This is a genomic window from Kitasatospora sp. NPDC002227 (assembly GCF_040296285.1).
Lineage (GTDB): Bacteria > Actinomycetota > Actinomycetes > Streptomycetales > Streptomycetaceae > Kitasatospora.
Genome location: NZ_JBEOWY010000015.1, coordinates 36,538 through 55,980, shown reverse-complemented (window position 1 = coordinate 55,980; position 19,443 = coordinate 36,538). Strand labels below are relative to the sequence as shown.

14 protein-coding genes are annotated in these 19,443 nt (G+C 71.6%); 6 read left to right on the top strand and 8 right to left on the bottom strand.

Going from position 1 to position 19,443, the window contains the following annotated elements:
• Positions 1-362 precede the first annotated feature (362 nt).
• Complete coding sequence (locus tag ABT095_RS16425; protein WP_350530088.1) at positions 363-1,316, top strand: phosphatase PAP2 family protein; 954 nt, start codon at positions 363-365, stop codon at positions 1,314-1,316.
• A gap of 33 nt (positions 1,317-1,349) precedes the next feature.
• Here the strand turns inward: ABT095_RS16425 and ABT095_RS16420 are convergent, their stop codons facing one another.
• Positions 1,350-4,400: a bifunctional [glutamine synthetase] adenylyltransferase/[glutamine synthetase]-adenylyl-L-tyrosine phosphorylase gene (locus tag ABT095_RS16420; RefSeq protein WP_502884887.1), complete on the bottom strand. Its 3,051-nt coding sequence runs from the start codon at positions 4,398-4,400 to the stop codon at positions 1,350-1,352.
• 112 nt (positions 4,401-4,512) lie between these two features.
• On the opposite strand from ABT095_RS16420, the gene ABT095_RS16415 reads away from it, so the two are divergent.
• Complete coding sequence (locus tag ABT095_RS16415; protein ID WP_350530087.1) at positions 4,513-5,619, top strand: acyltransferase family protein; 1,107 nt, start codon at positions 4,513-4,515, stop codon at positions 5,617-5,619.
• Here ABT095_RS16415 and ABT095_RS16410 read toward each other — a convergent pair.
• Together ABT095_RS16410 and glnA2 are read right to left on the bottom strand one after the other, a co-directional pair.
• On the bottom strand, positions 5,586-6,803 hold the full coding sequence (locus ABT095_RS16410) for a hypothetical protein (protein WP_350530086.1): 1,218 nt from the start codon (positions 6,801-6,803) through the stop codon (positions 5,586-5,588). The genes ABT095_RS16415 and ABT095_RS16410 overlap by 34 nt on opposite strands.
• A gap of 201 nt (positions 6,804-7,004) precedes the next feature.
• Positions 7,005-8,366, bottom strand: a complete 1,362-nt coding sequence (gene glnA2, locus ABT095_RS16405) for a gamma-glutamylpolyamine synthetase GlnA2 (RefSeq protein ID WP_350530085.1) — start codon at positions 8,364-8,366, stop codon at positions 7,005-7,007.
• A 278-nt stretch (positions 8,367-8,644) separates the two neighbouring features.
• Between glnA2 and ABT095_RS16400 the strand changes: the two genes are divergently transcribed.
• Entirely contained in the window at positions 8,645-10,372 is a 1,728-nt protein-coding gene (locus tag ABT095_RS16400; protein ID WP_350530084.1) for an NAD+ synthase, read from the top strand.
• Between the two features lie 64 nt (positions 10,373-10,436).
• On the opposite strand, the gene ABT095_RS16395 is transcribed toward ABT095_RS16400, so the two are convergent.
• From ABT095_RS16395 to ABT095_RS16375, 5 genes are all read right to left on the bottom strand, one after another.
• Positions 10,437-11,525: an alpha/beta hydrolase gene (locus tag ABT095_RS16395; RefSeq protein ID WP_350530083.1), complete on the bottom strand. Its 1,089-nt coding sequence runs from the start codon at positions 11,523-11,525 to the stop codon at positions 10,437-10,439.
• 32 nt (positions 11,526-11,557) lie between these two features.
• Complete coding sequence (locus tag ABT095_RS16390) at positions 11,558-12,706, bottom strand: serine hydrolase domain-containing protein (protein WP_350530082.1); 1,149 nt, start codon at positions 12,704-12,706, stop codon at positions 11,558-11,560.
• Positions 12,707-12,869: 163 nt separating this feature from the next.
• Positions 12,870-13,877 carry an endonuclease/exonuclease/phosphatase family protein gene (locus tag ABT095_RS16385; protein ID WP_350530081.1) on the bottom strand — a complete coding sequence of 336 codons (1,008 nt, stop codon included), beginning with the start codon at positions 13,875-13,877 and terminating at the stop codon, positions 12,870-12,872.
• Between the two features lie 155 nt (positions 13,878-14,032).
• Positions 14,033-14,716, bottom strand: coding sequence for a TetR/AcrR family transcriptional regulator (locus ABT095_RS16380; RefSeq protein ID WP_350530080.1), 684 nt, complete (start codon positions 14,714-14,716; stop codon positions 14,033-14,035).
• A gap of 23 nt (positions 14,717-14,739) precedes the next feature.
• Positions 14,740-16,341: an MFS transporter gene (locus ABT095_RS16375; protein ID WP_350530079.1), complete on the bottom strand. Its 1,602-nt coding sequence runs from the start codon at positions 16,339-16,341 to the stop codon at positions 14,740-14,742.
• A gap of 249 nt (positions 16,342-16,590) precedes the next feature.
• Between ABT095_RS16375 and panB the strand changes: the two genes are divergently transcribed.
• The 3 genes from panB to ABT095_RS16360 all read left to right on the top strand — a co-directional run bounded on the left by panB (position 16,591) and on the right by ABT095_RS16360 (position 19,441).
• On the top strand, positions 16,591-17,466 hold the full coding sequence (gene panB, locus ABT095_RS16370) for a 3-methyl-2-oxobutanoate hydroxymethyltransferase (RefSeq protein ID WP_350530078.1): 876 nt from the start codon (positions 16,591-16,593) through the stop codon (positions 17,464-17,466).
• A 182-nt stretch (positions 17,467-17,648) separates the two neighbouring features.
• Positions 17,649-18,635 carry an ATP-binding cassette domain-containing protein gene (locus ABT095_RS16365; protein WP_350530077.1) on the top strand — a complete coding sequence of 329 codons (987 nt, stop codon included), beginning with the start codon at positions 17,649-17,651 and terminating at the stop codon, positions 18,633-18,635.
• The gene (locus tag ABT095_RS16360; RefSeq protein ID WP_350530076.1) at positions 18,632-19,441 is read left to right on the top strand and encodes an ABC transporter permease; all 810 of its coding nucleotides are present in this window, start codon (positions 18,632-18,634) and stop codon (positions 19,439-19,441) included. Before ABT095_RS16365 ends, ABT095_RS16360 begins: the two co-directional genes overlap by 4 nt.
• Positions 19,442-19,443 lie beyond the last annotated feature (2 nt).

The window sequence follows — 19,443 nt, the reverse complement described above, 5'->3', positions numbered from 1 at the left end:
TGTCGTCACGCGTCGGTGGTTGCTGGACGCTAGTGGTTGAAAAATGTTTCAGCAAGATGCTGAAAATGTTGCAAGCCAGGTCTTGACCGAACCGTTGCGCAGCGGCCAGAGTCGTCCTGGGTGCCGGGCGGCCCGCCGCGACCTGACCGCGTGCGCGGGCCCCCGCCCCTCGAAAGCCCCGCTTCAGCGGGACGCTGGGGGCCGCCTCGACCGTTGGTCCGTAGGCGAGCCACAATGGACTCCATGCCCGAAACCGGTACCCACCCTGCCAAGCCCCTAGTACCCCGGGGGGACAGCTGGTGAAGAATCCACTACCGCAGGATGAGCAGGCGGCCACAGGTCGTCTGGCAGACTTCTCGTCCATGGGGGAACCGACCGAGATCCGTACAGCGAGCGCCGACCGCGCCGAAACGGCTCGCGGAGCTGGTTCCGTCCCCGCGCCGGGCGTCCCGCCCCGCCGACCGGACGGATCCACCCGCGCTGCCCAGTCGACCGGCGCGGCGCTGCGCAGCCGGGTCCGCGAGCAGCGGCGCAGCCCGGCCCGGCCGCGGCTCTGGTTCGAGCTCGCGCTGATCGGCATCAGCTACTGGGTGTACTCCCTGGTGCGCAACGCCGTCCCCGAGCAGGCGGCCTCCGCCATGAAGCACGCCGACTGGATCTGGCGCTTCGAGCAGTGGCTGGGCATCGGCATCGAGCGCGCGGTCAACCACGGGGTGAACTCCGTCACCTGGCTGATCGTGGGGATGAACTACTACTACGCGACGCTGCACTTCATCATCACCATCGGTGTGCTGGTGTGGCTCTACCGTTCGCATCCGGGCCGCTACGCGGCGGCGCGGACGGTGCTCTTCGTCACCACGGCGATCGCGCTGGTCGGCTTCTACTTCTTCCCGCTCGCGCCGCCGCGGCTGATGGGCGCCGGCTTCGTCGACACCGTGCTGGTCCACCACACCTGGGGGTCGCTGGCCTCCGGGGCCGGGGCGCACGTCTCGAACCAGTTCGCGGCGATGCCCTCGATGCACATCGGGTGGTCGCTCTGGTGCGGGCTGGCGATCTACTTCCTGGCGAAGCGGATGTGGGTGCGGGTGCTGGGCCTGCTGTACCCGGCGTGCACGCTGCTGGTGATCATCTCCACGGCGAACCACTTCTGGATGGACGCGGTCGGCGGCATGCTCTGTCTCGCCGTCGGCTTCTTCACCGCCCGGCTGGTCTACCACGTCTGGGCCTACCAGCTCCCCCGCGAGCCCGGCGGCCTCCCCGATGCCCCGGTCACCGTCCCGGTCCAGTGGACGGTGGAAGAGCCCGCACGCCGCTGACCGAGAAGCCCTCCCCGTCGGGAGGGCTTCTCGCTATCCGTAGAAGAGCTGCTCCACGACCGCCCTGGCGCGGCGGGTGGTACGGCGGTAGTCGTCCACCAGCTCGCCGGAGTGACCTGGGGCGTAGCCGAGGTAGCGGGCCACGCCCGCGAGTTCGCGGGGTTCGGCGGGGAAGCTGTCCCCGGGGCGGCCCCGGACGAGCATGACGGCGCTGCGGACCCGCGAGGCCAGCTGCCAGGCGGCGTCCAGCACGGCGGCGTCCTCCTCCCCCACCAGCCCCGCCCCGGCCGCGGCGGCCAGCGCGGCCCGCGTACGCGTCGTCCGCAGGCCCGGGATCTCGTGCCCGTGCCGCAGCTGCAGCAGCTGCACCGTCCACTCCACATCCGCCAGCCCGCCCCGGCCGATCTTGGTGTGGGTGGTCGGGTCGGCCCCGCGCGGGAGGCGTTCGGACTCGATCCGGGCCTTGATCCGGCGGATCTCCAGGAGATCCTTCTCCGAGACGCCCGCCCCCGGGTACCGCAGCGGGTCGATCAGGAGCCGGAACCGCTCGGAGAGCTCCGCGTCGCCCGCCACCGCCTCGGCCCGCAGCAGCGCCTGGCTCTCCCAGACGTGCGACCACCGCCGGTAGTAGGCCTCGTACGAGGCGAGGGTCCGTACCAGCGGCCCCTGCCGCCCCTCCGGGCGCAGATCCGCGTCGACCAGCAGCGGCGGCTCCGGCGAGGGCGCCGCGAGCAGGGTCCGCAGCTGGTGGCAGACGGCCTGGGCGGCCCGGGCGGCGTCCTGCTCGAGGGCGCCGAGCAGCGGCTCGTGGACGAAGAGCACGTCCGCGTCCGAGCCGTAGCCCAGCTCGTGCCCGCCGAAGCGGCCCATCGCGATCACCGCGAGCCTGGTCGGGAAGGCACCGTTTGCCCGCTCCCACTCGGCCACGCAGGCCGTCAACGCCCCCTGCAGGGTGGCCGCGTTCAGCGCGGTGAGGGCCTCCCCCGCCACGTCCAGGGCCTCGCCCGGCTCCTCGGCGAGCCGGCCGAGCACGTCGGCGGCCGCCGTCCGGAACAGCTCCCGGCGGCGGACGGCCCGGGCGGCGGCCACCCCGGCCCCGGCGGTGGCGGCCCGGCCCACGGCGGCCCGGATCTCCTGCTCCAGGGCGGCCCGCCCGCGCGGCACCAGACCGGCCGGGTCGCCCAGCATGGCCACCGCCTCGGGCGCCCGCAGCAGCAGGTCCGGCGCGAGCCGCCCGGCGGAGAGGACGCGGGCCAGCTGCTCGGCGGCCCCGCTCTCGTCCCGCAGCAGGCGCAGGTACCAGGGGGTGCGGCCCAGCGCGTCCGAGACCTGGCGGAAGCCCAGCAGGCCGGCGTCCGGATCGGCCGAGTCGGCGAACCAGCCGAGCAGCACCGGCAGCAGGGTCCGCTGGATCGCCGCCTTGCGGCTCACCCCGGAGGCCAGCGCCGTCAGGTGCCGCAGCGCCCCCGCCGGGTCGGCGTAGCCGAGCGCCTCCAGCCGGGCCCGGGCCGCCTCCGTGCTGAGCCTGGTCTCGGTCAGCGTCAGCTCGGCGACGGCGTCGAGGAGCGGCCGGTAGAACAGCTTCTCGTGCAGCCGCCGCACCTCCACGGCATGCCGCTTCCACTCCCGCTGCAGCGCCGCCACCGGGTCGGCCCTGCCCTCGCCGGTGATCCCGGTGTCATTGATCTCGTTGGCCAGCGAACGCGAGAGCCGGCGCAGGTCCGCGTCCTCGCGCGGCATCAGGTGGGTGCGGCGCAGCCGGTGCAGCTGGATGCGGTGCTCGAGCGAGCGCAGGAAGCGGTACGCGGTGTCCAGCGAGGCAGCGTCGGCCCGGCCGACGTAACCCCCGGCACTGAGCGCGGCCAGCGCCTCCAGGGTGTTGGGGCTGCGCAGCGAGGCGTCGGTGCGGCCGTGCACCAGCTGGAGCAGCTGGACGGCGAACTCCACGTCCCGCAGCCCGCCCGGGCCGAGCTTGAGCTGGCGGTCCAGCTCGGTGACGGGGATGGCGTCCACCACCCGGCGGCGCATCTGCTGCACGTCGGCGACGAAGTTCTCCCGCTCGGCGGCCTGCCAGACCAGCGGCGCGGTGGCGGCGGCGTACGCGGCGCCCAGCTCGGCGTCCCCCGCGACCGGGCGCGCCTTCAGCAGCGCCTGGAACTCCCAGGTCTTGGCCCAGCGCCCGTAGTACGCGAGGTGGCTGGCGAGGGTGCGCACCAGCGGGCCGTTGCGGCCCTCCGGGCGCAGGTTGGCGTCCACCGGCCAGATGGTGCCCTCGCCGGTGGTGTCCGAGCAGAGCCGCATCATCCGGGCGGCCAGCCGGGTGGCGGCCTGCATCGCGTGGTGCTCCTCGACGCCCTCGCGGGCCTCGGCCACGAAGATCACGTCCACGTCCGAGACGTAGTTGAGCTCCCGGCCGCCGCACTTGCCCATCCCGATCACGGCCAGCCGGCAGGCGGCGGCCGCCTCCTCGTCCTCCTCCCCCGCGAGGTCCAGCGCCGTCTGCAGGGTCGCCCCGGCGAGGTCGGCCAGCTCGGCGGCGGCCTGCGGCAGGTCGGTGGTGCCGCTCAGGTCGCGGGCGGCGATGGTCAGCAGGCAGCGGCGGTAGGCCAGGCGCAGCGCGTCGGCCCGGTCCCCGGGCGCGGCCGACCGGACCTGCTCGGCCAGGCGCCGGGTGAAGTCCGCCGGGCCGGGGTGCAGGTCGTGCACCCCGAAGGTGACCAGCGCGTGCCAGTCGCCCGGGTGCCGGGCCAGGTGGTCGCCGAGCGCGGCGGAGGCGCCGAGCACCCCGAGCAGCCGGTCGCGCAGCGGCTTGGAGCTGGTCAGGGTGTCCCGCAGGGTGTGCCGCTCGGCCTCCGGCAGCGCCTCCATGAGCCGGGCCAGCCCGAGCAGCGCCAGATCGGGGTCGGCGGTGACCCCGAGCGCGTCGAGCAGCACCGGATCGTCCGCCAGCCCGTGCAACCCGGGCCCCTCGAGCAGCCGCAGGGCCGCCGCGGAGTCGCTGAACCCCCGGCGGACCAGCCGCATCCCGAGGCTGCTCGTCCGGCTCCCGGTCCGTCCGTCCACTGGTACCGCCCCTCCAGACATCCGTTCTGGTCAGCGTACGCAGGTCACCGTCGTTTCGGGTCGACGCCGCGTCACCTTCGCCGCGCCCGGCCCGTTAGGCCTGTGCCCCCTTCTGACAGGACTTCACACTCCGATGCCCGCCCGCCTCCCCTCCCTCACCGGGCTGCGTTGCTGGGCGGCCCTGCTGGTGGTGCTCTACCACCTCTCCCGCCAGGTCGGGCCGGTGCCCTGGCTCAGCCCGCTGGTCTGGTACGGCCGCAGCGGGGTGACCTTCTTCTTCGTGCTCTCCGGCTTCGTGCTCGCCTGGACGTACGCGGACGCGCCGGTCCCGGCGCCCGTGTTCTACCGCCGCCGGCTGGCCCGGATCTGGCCGCTGCACGCCCTGGCCACCGGCCTCTCGCTCGCGGCGTACGGCGCCCTCGGGGCCGTGGTGCCGCTGACGGCCGGGCTCTGGTCGCTGCTGCTCGTCCACCCGTGGGTGCGGGAGCTGACCATGGGCGGCAACCCGGCCGGCTGGTCGCTCGGCGACGAGGCCTGGTTCTACCTGCTGCTGCCCGCCCTGCTGCCCCGGGTGCGGCGCCCCGTGCGGACGGCCCTGCTCTGCTGCCTGTCCGGCCCGCTGCTCTGGCTCGCGGGCTCGGCGGTGGCCGATCCGGCGCTGCGCGGCTGGCTGCTCGACTACCTGCCGCTCACCCGCACCCCGCAGTTCCTGCTCGGCGTGGCGCTCGGCCTGGCCGTCCGGCGCGGGCTGCTCCCCCGGTGGCTCTCCCGGCTGCCGCTGTGGCTGCCCGTACTCGCCGTGCTCGGCTGGCACGCCCTGCTGATCCCCTGGCACGCCGCCGCCTCCGACCAGCTCTGGTACGGCCCGTACTCCGCCGCCCAACTGCTCTGTGCCCCGCTCTACGCCTGGCTGGTGGCGGCCGCCGCCCAGGCCGACCTGCGGGGGCCGACCTTCCTGGCCCGCCGCTGGTGCGTCCGGCTCGGGGACTGGTCCTTCGCCTGGTACCTCACCCACGAGATCGTGGTCCGCTGCTGGCTGGGCGCCTTCGGCCGGTCCTGGCCGGCCTGGCCGGCGCTGCTCGCACTCACCCTCGCCCTGGCCGCGGCGCTGTACCGCTGGGTCGAGCGGCCCTGCGAGCGGTGGCTGCGCGGCGCGCCGCCGCCCCACCCGCCAGCGCGGGTGGGGCGGCAGCAGGCGGCGGACGGTCAGCCGTCGACCGAGTCGTCCAGATTGACGTAGGCGTAGAAGACGCCGAGGTCGTAGCCGTCACCCTGGGTGTCGAACATGATCTTGATGTCGGTGTCCCCGGACCGCAGGTACGGCGAGATGTCCCAGCGGTTGGAGTCGTAGCCGAAGTTGTTCCGGTTGTACGGGTTCCGCGCGAACTGGTCCGACGGGGTCAGCTCCTCGATGGTGGAGTTGAACGCGTCGTTCGCCACGTGGTTGGCGTCCGTGAAGGGCGTCAGCGGGCCGTGGGTGCTCTTGATCGACAGCGTGTCGCCGAACCAGCGCAGGTCACCGTCGTAGACCACGAAGCCGAGCTTGCCGTGCACCTCGGACTGGTTGGCCGGGGTCTGCAGGCCCGTCAGGTCGAACTCGTGCGGGTGGCTGAACGGCAGCTCGACCTGGAAGCCGTCCCACAGGTGGATGTGCCGGTACGGCTTGCAGTCGTTCTTGTACGCGATCACGATCGACCAGCCGCCCCAGCTGTGCGGCTTCACCACCGAGTCCATGTCGGCCACGGTGTAGCTGCCGTTGCCGGCCTTCTTCACCAGGTCGGTGATGTCCGCGGAGGCCTGGTAGCTGCTCTCGTCGTCGGTGGTGATGTAGCCGATCGAGGGCTGGTCGTTGGCGATGTTCCGGTACTGCCCCTCGCCCGGCAGCTTGAGGTACACCTCGTCGATCTGGGTCTCCGGCAGCACGGTGTCGCCGATGCCGCGGGTGCCACCCCAGTAGAGCCGGGCGTACTTGACCTCGGAGCCCTCGATCAGGCCGAGGTCGGCGGAGCTCGCCGAGTAGATCGGGTCACCGAGCGGGCCGATGCTGCCCGGGTCGATGTTGATGTACTTCATCGGGTAGTCGTTGTTGCGCAGGATCGTGTTGCCCGCACCCGTCCGGGCCTCCACGCAGGACGGCAGCTTCGGGTCGAGCGGGGCCTTGGTCTCGTCACAGGTCATCAGGCTGTTGCTGATCCTGGTGATCGAGCCGTGCATGTCGGCCTCGAAGCGGGTGGTGAACGGGATCGGGTTGCTCGCGATCGTCGTCGCCCGGGTCTTCTGCGGGCCGTACGGCCCCGGTCCACGGGCGTCGGCGGCCGGTCCGGCCAGCACCTGAGCAGCAACGGCGGCAAGGGCCGCACCGGCGACACCGATCCGGCGCCCCAGTCGGCGGGCCACGGCGCCGCGGTCAGCGGTTGAGGGCATGTGCACCTCTCGTCTCGAAGGGATATCCCCATCCGACCACAACCCAGCGCGCACATCTCGTTACGTACCGCCATCGGAGGAAGTGTCACTCACTCGTTCGCCGACGGACGACCCGTGACCTGAACCCCCGTCACCGTCCGGTCTCCGACAGCAGACAGCCCCGGCGGGTGAAGCACCGCCGGGGCCGGGGGCGGTCCGGGGTTACAGGACCTGGAGGTTCTTGCGGAGCTCGAAGGGGGTGACCTCGGAGCGGTACTCCTCCCACTCCTGGCGCTTGTTGCGGAGGAAGAAGTCGAAGACGTGCTCGCCGAGGGTTTCGGCGACGAGTTCGCTGCGCTGCATGAGGTCGATGGCCTCGCCGAGGTTCTGCGGCATGGGCTGGATGCCCATCGCGCGGCGCTCGGCGTCGGAGAGGGCCCAGACGTCGTCGTCGGCGCCCGGGGGGAGCTCGTAGCCCTCCTCGATGCCCTTGAGGCCGGCGGCCAGGGTGACGGCGTAGGCGAGGTAGGGGTTGCAGCCGGTGTCGAGGGAGCGGACCTCGACCCGGGTGGAGCCCTGCTTGCCCGGCTTGTACATCGGGACGCGGATCAGGGCCGAGCGGTTGTTGTGGCCCCAGCAGATGTACGACGGGGCCTCGCCGCCGGCGCCGGCGGTGCGCTGGGAGCCGCCCCAGATGCGCTTGTAGGAGTTGACCCACTGGTTGGTGACGGCCGCCGTCTCGGCGGCGTGCCGCAGCAGGCCCGCGATGAAGGAGCGGCCGACCTTGGAGAGCTGGTACTCGGCGCCGGACTCGTGGAAGGCGTTGCGGTCGCCCTCGAAGAGCGAGAGGTGGGTGTGCATGCCCGAACCGGGGTGGTTCGAGAAGGGCTTGGGCATGAAGCTCGCGTGCACGCCCTGCTCCAGCGCGACCTCCTTCATGACCAGGCGGAAGGTCATGATGTTGTCGGCGGTGGAGAGCGCGTCGGCGTACCGCAGGTCGATCTCCTGCTGGCCGGGGGCGCCCTCGTGGTGGGAGAACTCGACCGAGATGCCCATGGATTCGAGCATCGTGATGGCCTGGCGGCGGAAGTCGTGGCCGACGCCGCGCGGGGTGTGGTCGAAGTAGCCGGACTGGTCGGCGGGGATCGGCGGGGTGCCGTCGCCGGGGAGGTTCTTGAGGAGGAAGAACTCGATCTCGGGGTGGGTGTAGAAGGTGAAGCCGAGCTCGGAGGCCTTCTCCAGGGTGCGCTTGAGCACGAAGCGCGGGTCGGCGTACGACGGGGAGCCGTCCGGCATCAGGATGTCGCAGAACATCCGGGCGGTGCCCGGGGTCTCCGAGCGCCAGGGCAGTATCTGGAACGTCGTCGGGTCCGGCTTGGCGATCATGTCCGACTCGTACACCCGGGCGAATCCCTCGATCGCCGAGCCGTCGAACCCGATCCCCTCCTCGAACGCCTGCTCCAACTCGGCCGGGGCCACCGCCACCGACTTCAGGAAGCCCAGCACGTCGGTGAACCACAACCGAACGAACCGGATGTCACGCTCCTCGAGCGTGCGAAGCACGAACTCCTGCTGCTTGCCCATGGGGACAGTCTCACCTCTGCTCTTTACGTTCGTGTTACGCACGAGGGCGGCCCTGACGGCCTCTCCCCCCATCATGGCGGACCGAGCCCGGCCTTCCACTCCCGGGGGAGCCGGTCAGACATCATCCGAGGGAACGGCATTGCCCTGTTCGAACCTCGCGTCCGTGGCGACAAGGCGTCGGTACTCCGCGATACCCAGGACGACTGCGACGTCGCGCCCCTCGCCCGATCATCCCCCTGTCGAGACATAGCGTCAGATTGACGATTAGACTGAGGGGCATGCCGAATCTTCGTCTTGCGTTGGGCCAGATCGACCCCTGGGTCGGTGACATCGGGCGGAATTGCGATGAGGTGGTGCGGTGGGCGAGGGAGGCCGCGGCTGCCGGGGCGCAGGTGGTGGGGTTTCCGGAGATGGTGGTGACCGGGTATCCGGTGGAGGACTTGGCGCTGCGGGAGTCGTTCGTGGAGGGGTCGCGGGCGGCGCTGGTGGGGCTGGCCGAGCGGCTCGGGACGGAGGGGCTCGGGGGGCTGGCGGTGGTGGTGGGGTATCTGGGGCGGTCGCGGGGTGGGCGGCCGCAGAACTGTGCGGCGGTGCTGTACGGGGGGCGGGTGGTGAGCCGGTTCGCCAAGCACTATCTGCCGAACTACGGGGTGTTCGACGAGTACCGGTACTTCGTGCCGGGTGACCAGCTGGCGGTGGTGCGGCTGCACGGGGTGGACATCGCGCTGGCCGTCTGCGAGGACATCTGGCAGGACGGCGGCCGGGTCGCCGCCGCCGGCCAGGTCAAGGCGGGGCTGCTGCTGACGCTCAACGGCTCGCCGTACGAGCGGAACAAGGACGACGTCCGCCTCGCCCTGGTGCGCGAGCGCGCCGCCGAGGCGGGCTGCGCGGTGGCGTACCTGAACATGGTCGGCTCCCAGGACGAGCTGATCTTCGACGGCGGGTCCATGGTGGTCGACCGGGCGGGTGAAGTGCTGGCCCGGGCACGGCAGTTCGAGGAGCAGCTGCTGGTGCTGGACCTGGAGCTGCCCGCGGCGAGCGACGAGCACGAGGACGGCGCCGAGCTCGCCGACGGCCTGAAGCTGCAGCGGATCGGCCTCGGCGGCGAGCCGCAGGAGCGGCCGGAGCCGCCCCAAGTAGGTGAGATCGCCGAGCCGCTGGACGACGAGGCCGAGATCTGGGCCGCGCTGGTGTCGGGCACCCGGGCGTACGTGGAGAAGAACGGGTTCCGCTCGGTGCTGCTCGGGCTCTCCGGCGGGATCGACTCGGCGCTGGTGGCGGCGATCGCGACGGACGCGGTGGGTGCCGAGAACGTGTACTGCGTCTCGATGCCCAGCCGGTACTCCTCGCAGCACTCCCGGGACGACGCGGCCGAACTGGCCCGCCGCACCGGGGTGCACCTGCGGACGGTGCCGATCGCCGGGATGTTCGACGCGTACCAGGAGGCGCTCGGGTTGACCGGCCTGGCGGAGGAGAACCTGCAGTCGCGGCTGCGCGGCACGCTCCTGATGGCGGTCTCCAACCAGGAGGGCCACCTGGTGCTCGCGCCGGGCAACAAGAGCGAGCTGGCGGTCGGGTACTCGACGCTGTACGGCGACTCGGTGGGTGCGTACGGGCCGATCAAGGACGTCTACAAGACGCTGATCTTCCGGCTGGCGCGCTGGCGCAACGCGGTGGCGGCCGAGCGCGGCGAGACGCCGCCGATCCCGGAGAACACCATCAGCAAGCCGCCCTCCGCCGAGCTGCGGCCGGACCAGGTGGACACCGACTCGCTGCCGGACTACGAGCTGCTCGACGCCGTGCTCGACCTGTACGTGGAGGGCGACCAGGGGCGGGACGCGATCGTGGCGGCCGGGTATCCGGCGGAGGTGGTGGACCGGGTGGTGCGGCTGGTGGACACCGCGGAGTACAAGCGGCGGCAGTACCCGCCGGGCCCGAAGATCTCGGTCAAGGCCTTCGGGCGGGACCGCCGCCTGCCGATCACCAACCGCTGGCGCCGGGGCTGAGAACGGAGCGGCGCGGTGCTGCCGACCCCCGTGTGTCGGCAGCACCGCGCGGTACGCGGCCCGGTCAGCCCGCGGCGTTGAAAGCGGTCTTCAGGTACGGCATGTAGTCGGCGATGGCCGGGATCCAGCAGGCGTAGGTGTGCGAGCCGTCGCAGCTCGGCGAGAGGCTCTTGCCGTTGGTGTAGTCGACGTAGCGGCTCGGGATGCCGAGCCGGTCGAGACCGGCCTTCACGTTGTTCGAGGCGCCCTCGGTGAAGAAGTCGATCGGGCCGACGTTGCCGGTGTAGAGCGTGACGTCGGTGTTGGCGAGCCTGGCCAGGTTCGCCGGGGAGGCGGGGTTGACCTCGTTCCAGACGTGGTCGGCGTTGAAGAACGGGTACGGCGAGCCGAAGATCGCGTCGCTGTCGACCACCGGCCCGTAGCCGGTGCACTGGCCGGTACCCGGCACGGTCGAGGTGCTGCTCCCGCACATCGCGCCGGTCACGTTGAGCTCGGTGCCGAGCACCGCGCCCCGGATCACCCCCATGCCGAAGTCGATGCCGCCGGAGAGCGAGACGGTGTGCCCGAACAGCTCGGGGCGGGCCTCGGCGTAGTGCAGTGCGCCGTAACCGCCCATCGAGAGGCCGATCACGGCCCGGTGGCCGCGGTCGGGGAGAGTGCGCAGGTTGGCGTCGATGAACGGGATCACCTGGTCCAGGTGGAAGTTCTGCCAGTTGGCCGCGCCGACCACGGTGTTCTGCATGACCCAGTTGGCGTACCAGCCCTTGAGGCCGCCGTCCGGGGCCACGGTGATCATCGAATCGTTGTGCAGGGCCGGCACCACGGAGGAGTCGTCCTGGTTGCCGGGGCCGCCGTGCAGGAAGTACGCCACCGGCCAGCGCTTGGCCGGGTCGGCCGCGTAGCCGGCGGGCAGGTAGATCCGGATCTTGTGGAGGCCGGACAGCTGCGGGGTGCTCACCGTGATGGTGAAGTCCGTGGGCGAGTGCACCTCGGGGGCGCCGACCTGGGTCAGGCCGAAGCCGTCGGTCAGCACGGGCGGGGTGGGGGCGGCGTCCGCGTGGGCGGCGGCGGTGGTGCCGAGCAGGGCGGAGACGGTCAGCGCGGCGGTGGCCAGGGCCGTGCCCAGGTGGCGCCGGGTGGGAAGGGAGGTCATCGTAGGGTCCTCTCGAAGTGGCTGAGGGCGGGTCAGAGCGCGCAGTAGGCGTCGATGCTGGCCTGCTCGGTGTCCTGCTGACCCTTGGTGCCGGCCATCAGGTGGAACTCGGTGTTGGCCCGGACGACCTGCTTGCTGCCGTCCTCGCTGCTCAGCCAGTCGCTGAAGTAGCCGAGCACGGCGCCGTTGTGGCCCCAGGCCCACTGGCCACAGGGCAGCTGGGCGTGGCTGATGCCGAGGCCGTAGCCGGCGGTGCTGTTGGCGGCGATCGGCACGGTGGTCTTGAGCTCGGCCTCCTGGGCGGGCGGCAGCAGCTTGCCCGTCATCAGGGCCCGGCCGAAGGCGGCAAGGTCGTCGGCCGTGGAGACCATCGCCCCGGCCGGGCCGAAGGTCTGCACGTCGGAGGTGGTGACGTCGAGGATCACCGCGCCGAGGCCGCCCGGGTACTGGTAGCCGTGCAGGTAGTTGCCGTGCAGGGTCGGGTCACTGGTCGGGAAGGTGGTGCCGGTGAGCCCGAGCGGGGTGATGATCCGCCGCTGGATCTCGGCCGCCGGGGTGTTGCCGGTGACGGCGGTGATCACCATGCCGGCCAGTACGTAGTTGGTGTTGGCGTAGCTCCAGGTCTGGCCCGGGGCCGAGGTGGGCGCGTGCTGACGCAGCGCCAGGTCGACCAGCGCCTGCGGGGCGAAGGTCTGGTAGGGCTGCAGGTTGCCCGCGTAGTTGAGACCGAAGGCGGCGTCCTTCATGTACTCCGGCAGCCCCGAGGTGTGGTTCAGCAGCTGACGGACGGTGATCTTCGAGCCGTCGTAGCCGTTGGCGTTGACGGCGCCGGGCAGCCACTTGGCGACGCTGTCGTCGATCGACAGGCGGCCCTCGGCCTCCAGCTGGAGCAGGACGGTCGAGGTGAAGGCCTTGGTGTTGCTGCCGATCCGGAACTGGGCCTTCGGGTCGGCGGGCGTCCGGCCGGCGAGGTCCTTGACCCCGGCGGCGGCGTACTGCACGGTGTCACCCTGACGGACCAGGCCGACCACGGCCGGGTAGCCGTCGGCGACGCCCTTGGCGGCGCCGGCCTGCAGCAGGCGCTGGGCGCTCGGCGCGTCGGCCAGGGCCGGGGTCGTGGTGACCAGGGCGGCCAGCGCGGCCAGGGTCGCGGCGGCAACGGTGGTGCGGACCAGCTTCATCGAGTTGTCCCCCTCGGACGGTTCGTGACCATGCCCATGACATCACAGCTGCCATGGAGCGGCGGAACCCATGCTGTGCCGGGGAGGGGGCGGGCGGACAGGTCATCCCACCGGCCATCCGTGGCCGGGTGGGTAACGGCTGGTCAGCCGGGGTGACGGCCGGTCAGTACCGGTAGCGGGCGGCCACCGCGCGGTGGTCGCTGCCGTCGGCGGGCAGCACCCAGGAGTCGGTCGGGGTGAGCGGGCCGCGGCTGAGGATCTGGTCGATCCGGGCCATCGGGAAGGCCGAGGGCCAGCTGAACCCGAAGCCGTCGCCCGCCGCGCCCTGGGCCGAGCGCAGCTGCGAGGTGACGGGGGCCAGCGAGCGGTCGTTGACGGTGCCGTTGAGGTCGCCGAGCAGGATCACCCGGGGCAGCCGCTCGGCCCGGACGGCCAGCCCGAGCGCCTCGGCGCTGCGGTCCCGCTGCCCGGCGGTGAAGCCGCCGTCGAACTTGACCCGGACGGAAGGCAGGTGCGCCACGCAGACCGCGAGCGGGCCCTTGGGAGTGCTGACGGTGGCTCGGAAGGCGCGCGTCCAGCCCATCTTGAGGTCGACCGGGTTGATGTCGTCCAGGGGGTAGGCGGACCAGAGGCCGACGGTGCCCTCGACGGCGTGGTACGGGTACTTGGCGGCCAGGCCCTTGGTGTACGTGGCGACGGCCGGGCCGGCCAGCTCCTCCAGGGCGACGATCTGGGCACCGGAGTCGTTGAGCAGCTTCACCGTGCCGGCCGGGTCGCTGTTGGCGGCCGCGACGTTGTGGGTGAGGACGGTGAAGCTTGAATCGTTACTGGCCCCCTTGCCGCTGCTCTTGTCGGCCAGCAGGCCGCCGAACAGGTTGACCCAGACGATGGCGGGCAGCAGGACGGCGGCCAGCGCGGTGGCCGAGCGGCGGTACAGGCCGAGCAGCAGCAGGACCGGGACGGCCAGGCCCAGCCAGGGCAGGAAGGTCTCCAGCAGGCTGCCGAAGTTGCCGAGGCCGTTCGGCACCAGCGAGTGGCCGGCCAGCAGCAGGGCGACCAGCACCGCGAGGGCGGCGAGCACCCAGCCGCGCCGCCGGTCCCGCCAGGGCGAGACCGGGTCGGCGGAGCCCGGAGTGGTGGTCGGCACCTGAGCGCTGTCGGCCTGCGTCATCCCGTGATCCTCCGTAGGTGCCCGCTTCGCCTGGCCGATCCCGTTTAGTCGGATTCTCGGCTCAGCCTATGACGGCACAGACGCAGGTCACAGCGCTCGGGGTTGCGACGCGCGCCGGTTGCGTGAGATTCACCACCAGGCACCAGCAGGCCCGCTCACGCCCCGGTGCCGACCCCCCGGAGCAGGGCGTCGACCATCTGCTCCGGCAGGGTGGGGTCGTCCAGCGGGGCGTCCTCCCACAGGACGGTGCGCAGCAGCATCGGGCCCATCACGATCTCGATCAGCACGTCCAGCGGGATGTCGGCACGGAGCACGCCCTCGTCCACCCCGCGCTGGATGATCGAGCGGGCCAGCTCGCGGCGGGGCTTGATCACCCGCTCGTGGTAGGCCTGGTGCAGCTCGGGCCAGGAGTGCATCTGGCCGAGGGCGGCCTTGAGCATCCAGCGGGAGCGCTTGGCCAGGCCGCGCTGGCGCATGAACTCCAGCATGCTGACCAGCTCGTCCCGCACCCCGCAGCAGTTGCCGGTGCTGGCCGGTTCGGGCTCCAGCCGGGCGACCACGTCGACCAGCAGGGCCTCCTTGTTGGACCAGCGGCGGTAGATGGTCGCCTTGCCGACCCCGGCGGCGGCCGCGATCCGCTCGATGGAGAGCTCGGAGAGCTGCACGCCCTCCTCCATCAGGTTCTCCACCGCCGCGAAGATCGCCTGCTCGGCCGCCTCGCTGCGCGGGCGGCCCCGCCGGGGAGCACAGGGCTCCCCGGCGAGGCCCTCACCGTCAAGGGCCGTACGGTCGGCGAGGGCCTGCGGCGCCGGGGATTCGGCCACCAGATCGGTCTTCATGGCCCTCATTCTCCCCTCTCGGCTCAAGCCTTGGCAGAGCTGAAGTCGGCCTCGGCCGGGACGGCCGCCGCGGGGGCCGCCTCCGGCTGGGGGGTGCGGCCGGGCAGCAGGAACCAGGCGAGCAGCACACCGAGGGCGGTGATCCCCGCGGAGAGGCCTGCGACCACGTGCATGGCGTGGATGAAGGCGTCCTCGGCCGGGCGCACCAGGGCGGTGTTGTGGGTCGCGTTCGCGATGGCCAGGGTGCCCTCCAGCGACTCGCCCGCCTTGTCGCGCAGGCCGGCCGGGAGCTGGGAGAGGTGGTCGGACACGCCGTCGCGGTAGACGGTGGAGAGCACCGCGCCGAGCACGGCCACCCCGAGCGAGCCGCCGACCTGGCGGAAGGTGTTGTTGACGGCCGAGCCCGCGCCCGCCTTCTCCCGGGGCAGCGCCCCCATGATCGCCACGGTGGCCGGCGGCATCACGTGGGCCATACCGGCGCCCATCACGAAGCCGAGCACCACCAGCACCCAGATCGGGGTGGAGACACCGAGCAGCGTGTACCCGAGGAAGCCGATCACGACCAGGCCCATGCCCCCGGCGCAGGTGGCCCGGATGCCGAAGCGGTCGACCACCAGGCGGGCCCGGGGCGCGAAGACCAGCTGGGCGACGGCCAGCGGCAGCATCAGCACACCCGCCTGCAGGGCGCTGTAGCCGCGCACGCTCTGGGTGTAGAAGACGCCGAAGAAGGAGATGCCCATCAGCGCGAAGAAGATCAGGCCGACCACGGCCACCGAGCCGCTGAACTGCTTGTGGCGGAACCAGCTGACGTCCAGCGCGGGGTGGCTGGTGCGGCGCTCGTGCAGCACGAACAGGGCCAGGGCCAGCACACCGCCCAGCGTCGGTGCCCAGGCGGCCGGGGCGGTGAAGTCCGCCAGTTCGCCGCCCTTGATGATGCCGTAGATCAGCGCGACCAGGCCGACGATCGACAGCAGCACACCGATCGGGTCGAGCGCGCCCGGGTTCGGGTCCTTGGAGTCGGGAACGATCAGGAACATCGCGACCAGCGCGACCGCCACGATCGGGACGTTGACCAGGAAGACCGAGCCCCACCAGAAGTGCTCGATGAGCAGACCGCCGGTGATCGGGCCGATCGCGATGGCCAGGCCCACGGCGCCGGCCCAGATGCCGATCGCCTTCGGCTGCTCGTGCCGCTCGAAGACGTTCATGATGATCGCCAGGGTGGCCGGCATCGCGAAGGCGCCGCCGACGCCCATCACGGCGCGGTAGGTGATCAGCTCACCGGGCGAGGCCGCGAGCGCGGAGAGCAGCGAGCCGAGGCCGAAGACCAGCATGCCGCCGAGCAGCGTCCACTTGCGGCCGAGGCGGTCGCCGAGCAGACCGGCGGTGAAGAGCAGCCCCGCGAAGACCAGGGTGTAGGAGTTGATCGCCCACTCGAGGTCGCTCTGGCTGGCGCCGAGGCCGGTGGGGGCGGGGGTGGCGATGGTCTTCATCGCCACGTTGAGGATCGAGTTGTCGAGGACGACGACGAGCAGGGCGAGCACCAGGGTGCCGAGGATCATCCACCGCTTGCGGTGGATCGACTCCGGGATGCGCCGTGGTGCGGCACTCGCGGTGGCTGACATGTGCGTGTTCCCGTCCGTACGAAGACTGTGCGGACTTACGAGCCGGATGCGTCTCGTAACCCCCTTGGGCCTCAGCATAGCTCCGGTTTCGATACGAGACGGGCTCGTATCGTAAAGTCTGGGCAAAGCTCCACAGCTGACGCTTCCGGTACCCGGCTCTTTGCGGTGGGGCGCGGCCGTGCAAGCATGGAGGAGATCCGGGGACGCCGTACGGCGCCACGAGACGACAACCCTTCAGGAGCCTGTTCGATGAACGCTTCTCAGCTTCAGCCTGCCCAGACCCAGCCGACCGCTGCCGGGCAGACCCTCTACGGCGGCGTGACCAACCGCCGTGTCACCGTCCGCGACCTCGCCGCCGCCAAGCAGCGCGGAGAGCGGTGGGCCATGCTCACCGCCTACGACGCCCTGACCGGCGGGGTCTTCGACGAGGCCGGGATCCCCGTGCTGCTGGTCGGGGACTCGGCCGGCAACTGCCACCTCGGTTACGAGACCACCGTGCCGGTGACCATGGACCAGATGGTGATGCTCTCCGCCGCCGTCGTCCGCGGCACCAAGCGCGCCCTCATCGTCGGTGACATGCCGTTCGGCTCGTACCAGGAGTCCCCCGCCCAGGCGCTGCACAACGCCGCCCGGTTCCTCAAGGAGGCCGGGGTCGGCGCCGTCAAGCTCGAGGGCGGCGAGCGCAGCGCCCGCTCGATCGAGCTGCTGGTCGAGGCCGGCATCCCGGTCATGGCCCACATCGGGCTCACCCCGCAGTCGGTCAACGCCTTCGGCGGGTACCCGGTGCAGGGGCGCGGCGACGAGGCCGCGCACCAGCTGCTGCGGGACGCCAAGGCCGTGCAGCAGGCCGGGGCCTTCTCGGTCGTGCTCGAGGCCGTGCCGGCCGAGCTGGCGGCGCAGGTCACCGACCAGCTGGCGATCCCGACCGTCGGCATCGGGGCGGGCGCCGGGTGCGACGCGCAGGTCCTGGTCTGGACGGACATGGCCGGGATGACGGCCGGGCGGGTGCCGAAGTTCGTCAAGCAGTACGCGAACCTGCGGGCGGTGCTCGGGGACGCGGCCCGGGAGTACGCGGCAGAGGTCGCGGGCGGGACCTTCCCGGCTCCTGAGCACACGTTCAAATAGGGGCAGCACACCAGGGGCGCGGGGCTCTGTTCATCAACTGCGCGCGCGAAACCGGAAGAGTGCAGGTCAGTGCCTTCCGCGCTCGCGCAGTTCCTCGCGCCCCTTGCTTGTGCAACTGGCTGACAGTGGGATGACAGCGGACTGGCAGTGGCTTGGCAGTGGCCGGCGGCAAGCTCTGCTGCATGACAGCAAACGCCACGGAGAACGCCGTCGAGGTGCGCGGGATCGTCAAGCACTTCGGGGAGACGAAGGCCCTGGACGGGGTCGACCTGACCGTCCGGCAGGGGACGGTGCTCGGGGTGCTCGGCCCGAACGGGGCCGGGAAGACCACTCTCGTCCGTATCCTCTCCACCCTGATCAAGCCGGACGCCGGCACCGCGTACGTCGGCGGCTACGACGTCCTGCGCCAACCGCGCCAGCTGCGCCGGACCATCGGCCTGACCGGCCAGTACGCCTCCGTCGACGAGCTGCTCTCCGGCTACGAGAACCTCTACCTGATCGGCCGCCTGCTCGACCTGCCCGCCAAGCGGGCCAAGGCCCGGGCCACCGAGCTGCTCGAGCGCTTCTCCCTCACCGAGGCCGCCAAGCGCCCGGCCAAGACCTACTCCGGCGGTATGCGCCGCCGCCTCGACCTGGCCGCCAGCATGATCGGCAGCCCCAGGGTGCTCTACCTGGACGAGCCCACCACCGGCCTGGACCCGCGCACCCGCAACGAGGTGTGGGACGAGGTGCAGCGGATGGTCGCCGACGGCACCACCGTGCTGCTCACCACGCAGTACATGGAGGAGGCCGAGCAGCTCGCCCACCAGCTGACCGTGATCGACCGCGGCAAGGTGATCGCCGCCGGGGGCATCGAGGAGCTGAAGACCCAGGTCGGCGGCCGCACCGTGCAGGTCCGGCCCGTCCACCCGGCCGAGCTGCCCGAGATGGCCCGCTGCCTGTACGACAGCGGCATTGCCGCGACCGTCTCCGAGGACACCGGCCTGCTCTCGGTGCAGATCACCGACGACGCCCAACTGACCACCGTGGTCGGTGTGCTGGGCACCCGCGCGTTCGGCATAGCCAGCATCGACACCACGCTCCCGAGCCTGGACGAGGTCTTCCTCGCCATCACCGCCAAGCCCGGCGCCCCCGCCGACCGCATCCCGCAGAAGGAGGCCGTGGCATGAGCGCCGCGACACTGACCCCCGGCACGTACGAGGACCAGCGGATCGGTCTGCGCTCGCACCTGCGGCACCTCGGGGCGCTGACCCGCCGGAACCTGATGCGGATCAAGGCCGACCCGGAGTCCATGCTGGACGCCCTGCTGGTGCCGATCATCTTCACGGTGCTCTTCGTCTACGTCTTCGGCGGCGCCGTGAAGGGCACCCAGCAGGAGTACATCCAGTACATGATCCCCGGCCTGCTCGGGACCACCGGGCTCAACCTGGCGATGGCCGTCGGCACCGGGCTCAACTCCGACTTCCAGAGCGGCGTGATGGACCGGTTCCGGACCATGCCGATCGGGCGGGCGGCCGTGCTGCTCTCCAAGATGGCGGCGGAGACCCTGCGGGGGCTGGTCTCCTTCACCATCCTGATCCTGTTCTCGATGCTGCTCGGCCTGGAGATCCGGGAGGGTTTCCTGCACCTGCTGGCGGCCGTCGGGCTCTCGCTGACGTTCGGCATGTCGATCGTGTGGATCTCGATGCTGCTCGGGATGTCGCTGCGCAGTGCCCAGGCCGTCCAGGGGGTGTCGATGATCGTGATCATGCCGCTGCAGTTCGGGTCCTCGATCTTCGCGCCGACCGACACCATGCCCGGCTGGCTGCAGAGCTTCACCAAGTACAACCCGCTCTCCGCGCTGGCCGACGCCTGCCGCGCGCTGATCAACGGCGGGGCGCTGACCCACTCGGTGCTGATCGTGCTGATCTGGTCGGTCGGGATCACCGCCATCACCGCCCCGCTCGCCGTGGCCCGCTTCCGCAAGCGGACCTGAGC

Bases quoted from the DNA above. Each gene is read 5' to 3' on its own strand.
- ABT095_RS16390 (WP_350530082.1), bottom strand. From the start codon at position 12,706: ATGAAGCTGGTCCGCACCACCGTTGCCGCCGCGACCCTGGCCGCGCTG.
- glnA2 (WP_350530085.1), bottom strand. From the start codon at position 8,366: ATGGGCAAGCAGCAGGAGTTCGTGCTTCGCACGCTCGAGGAGCGTGAC.
- ABT095_RS16420 (WP_502884887.1), bottom strand. From the start codon at position 4,400: ATGTCTGGAGGGGCGGTACCAGTGGACGGACGGACCGGGAGCCGGACG.
- ABT095_RS16375 (WP_350530079.1), bottom strand. From the start codon at position 16,341: ATGTCAGCCACCGCGAGTGCCGCACCACGGCGCATCCCGGAGTCGATC.
- panB (WP_350530078.1), top strand. From the start codon at position 16,591: ATGAACGCTTCTCAGCTTCAGCCTGCCCAGACCCAGCCGACCGCTGCC.
- ABT095_RS16380 (WP_350530080.1), bottom strand. From the start codon at position 14,716: ATGAAGACCGATCTGGTGGCCGAATCCCCGGCGCCGCAGGCCCTCGCC.
- ABT095_RS16395 (WP_350530083.1), bottom strand. From the start codon at position 11,525: ATGACCTCCCTTCCCACCCGGCGCCACCTGGGCACGGCCCTGGCCACC.
- ABT095_RS16410 (WP_350530086.1), bottom strand. From the start codon at position 6,803: ATGCCCTCAACCGCTGACCGCGGCGCCGTGGCCCGCCGACTGGGGCGC.
- ABT095_RS16400 (WP_350530084.1), top strand. From the start codon at position 8,645: ATGCCGAATCTTCGTCTTGCGTTGGGCCAGATCGACCCCTGGGTCGGT.
- ABT095_RS16425 (WP_350530088.1), top strand. From the start codon at position 363: ATGGGGGAACCGACCGAGATCCGTACAGCGAGCGCCGACCGCGCCGAA.
- ABT095_RS16385 (WP_350530081.1), bottom strand. From the start codon at position 13,877: ATGACGCAGGCCGACAGCGCTCAGGTGCCGACCACCACTCCGGGCTCC.
- ABT095_RS16415 (WP_350530087.1), top strand. From the start codon at position 4,513: ATGCCCGCCCGCCTCCCCTCCCTCACCGGGCTGCGTTGCTGGGCGGCC.
- ABT095_RS16365 (WP_350530077.1), top strand. From the start codon at position 17,649: ATGACAGCAAACGCCACGGAGAACGCCGTCGAGGTGCGCGGGATCGTC.
- ABT095_RS16360 (WP_350530076.1), top strand. From the start codon at position 18,632: ATGAGCGCCGCGACACTGACCCCCGGCACGTACGAGGACCAGCGGATC.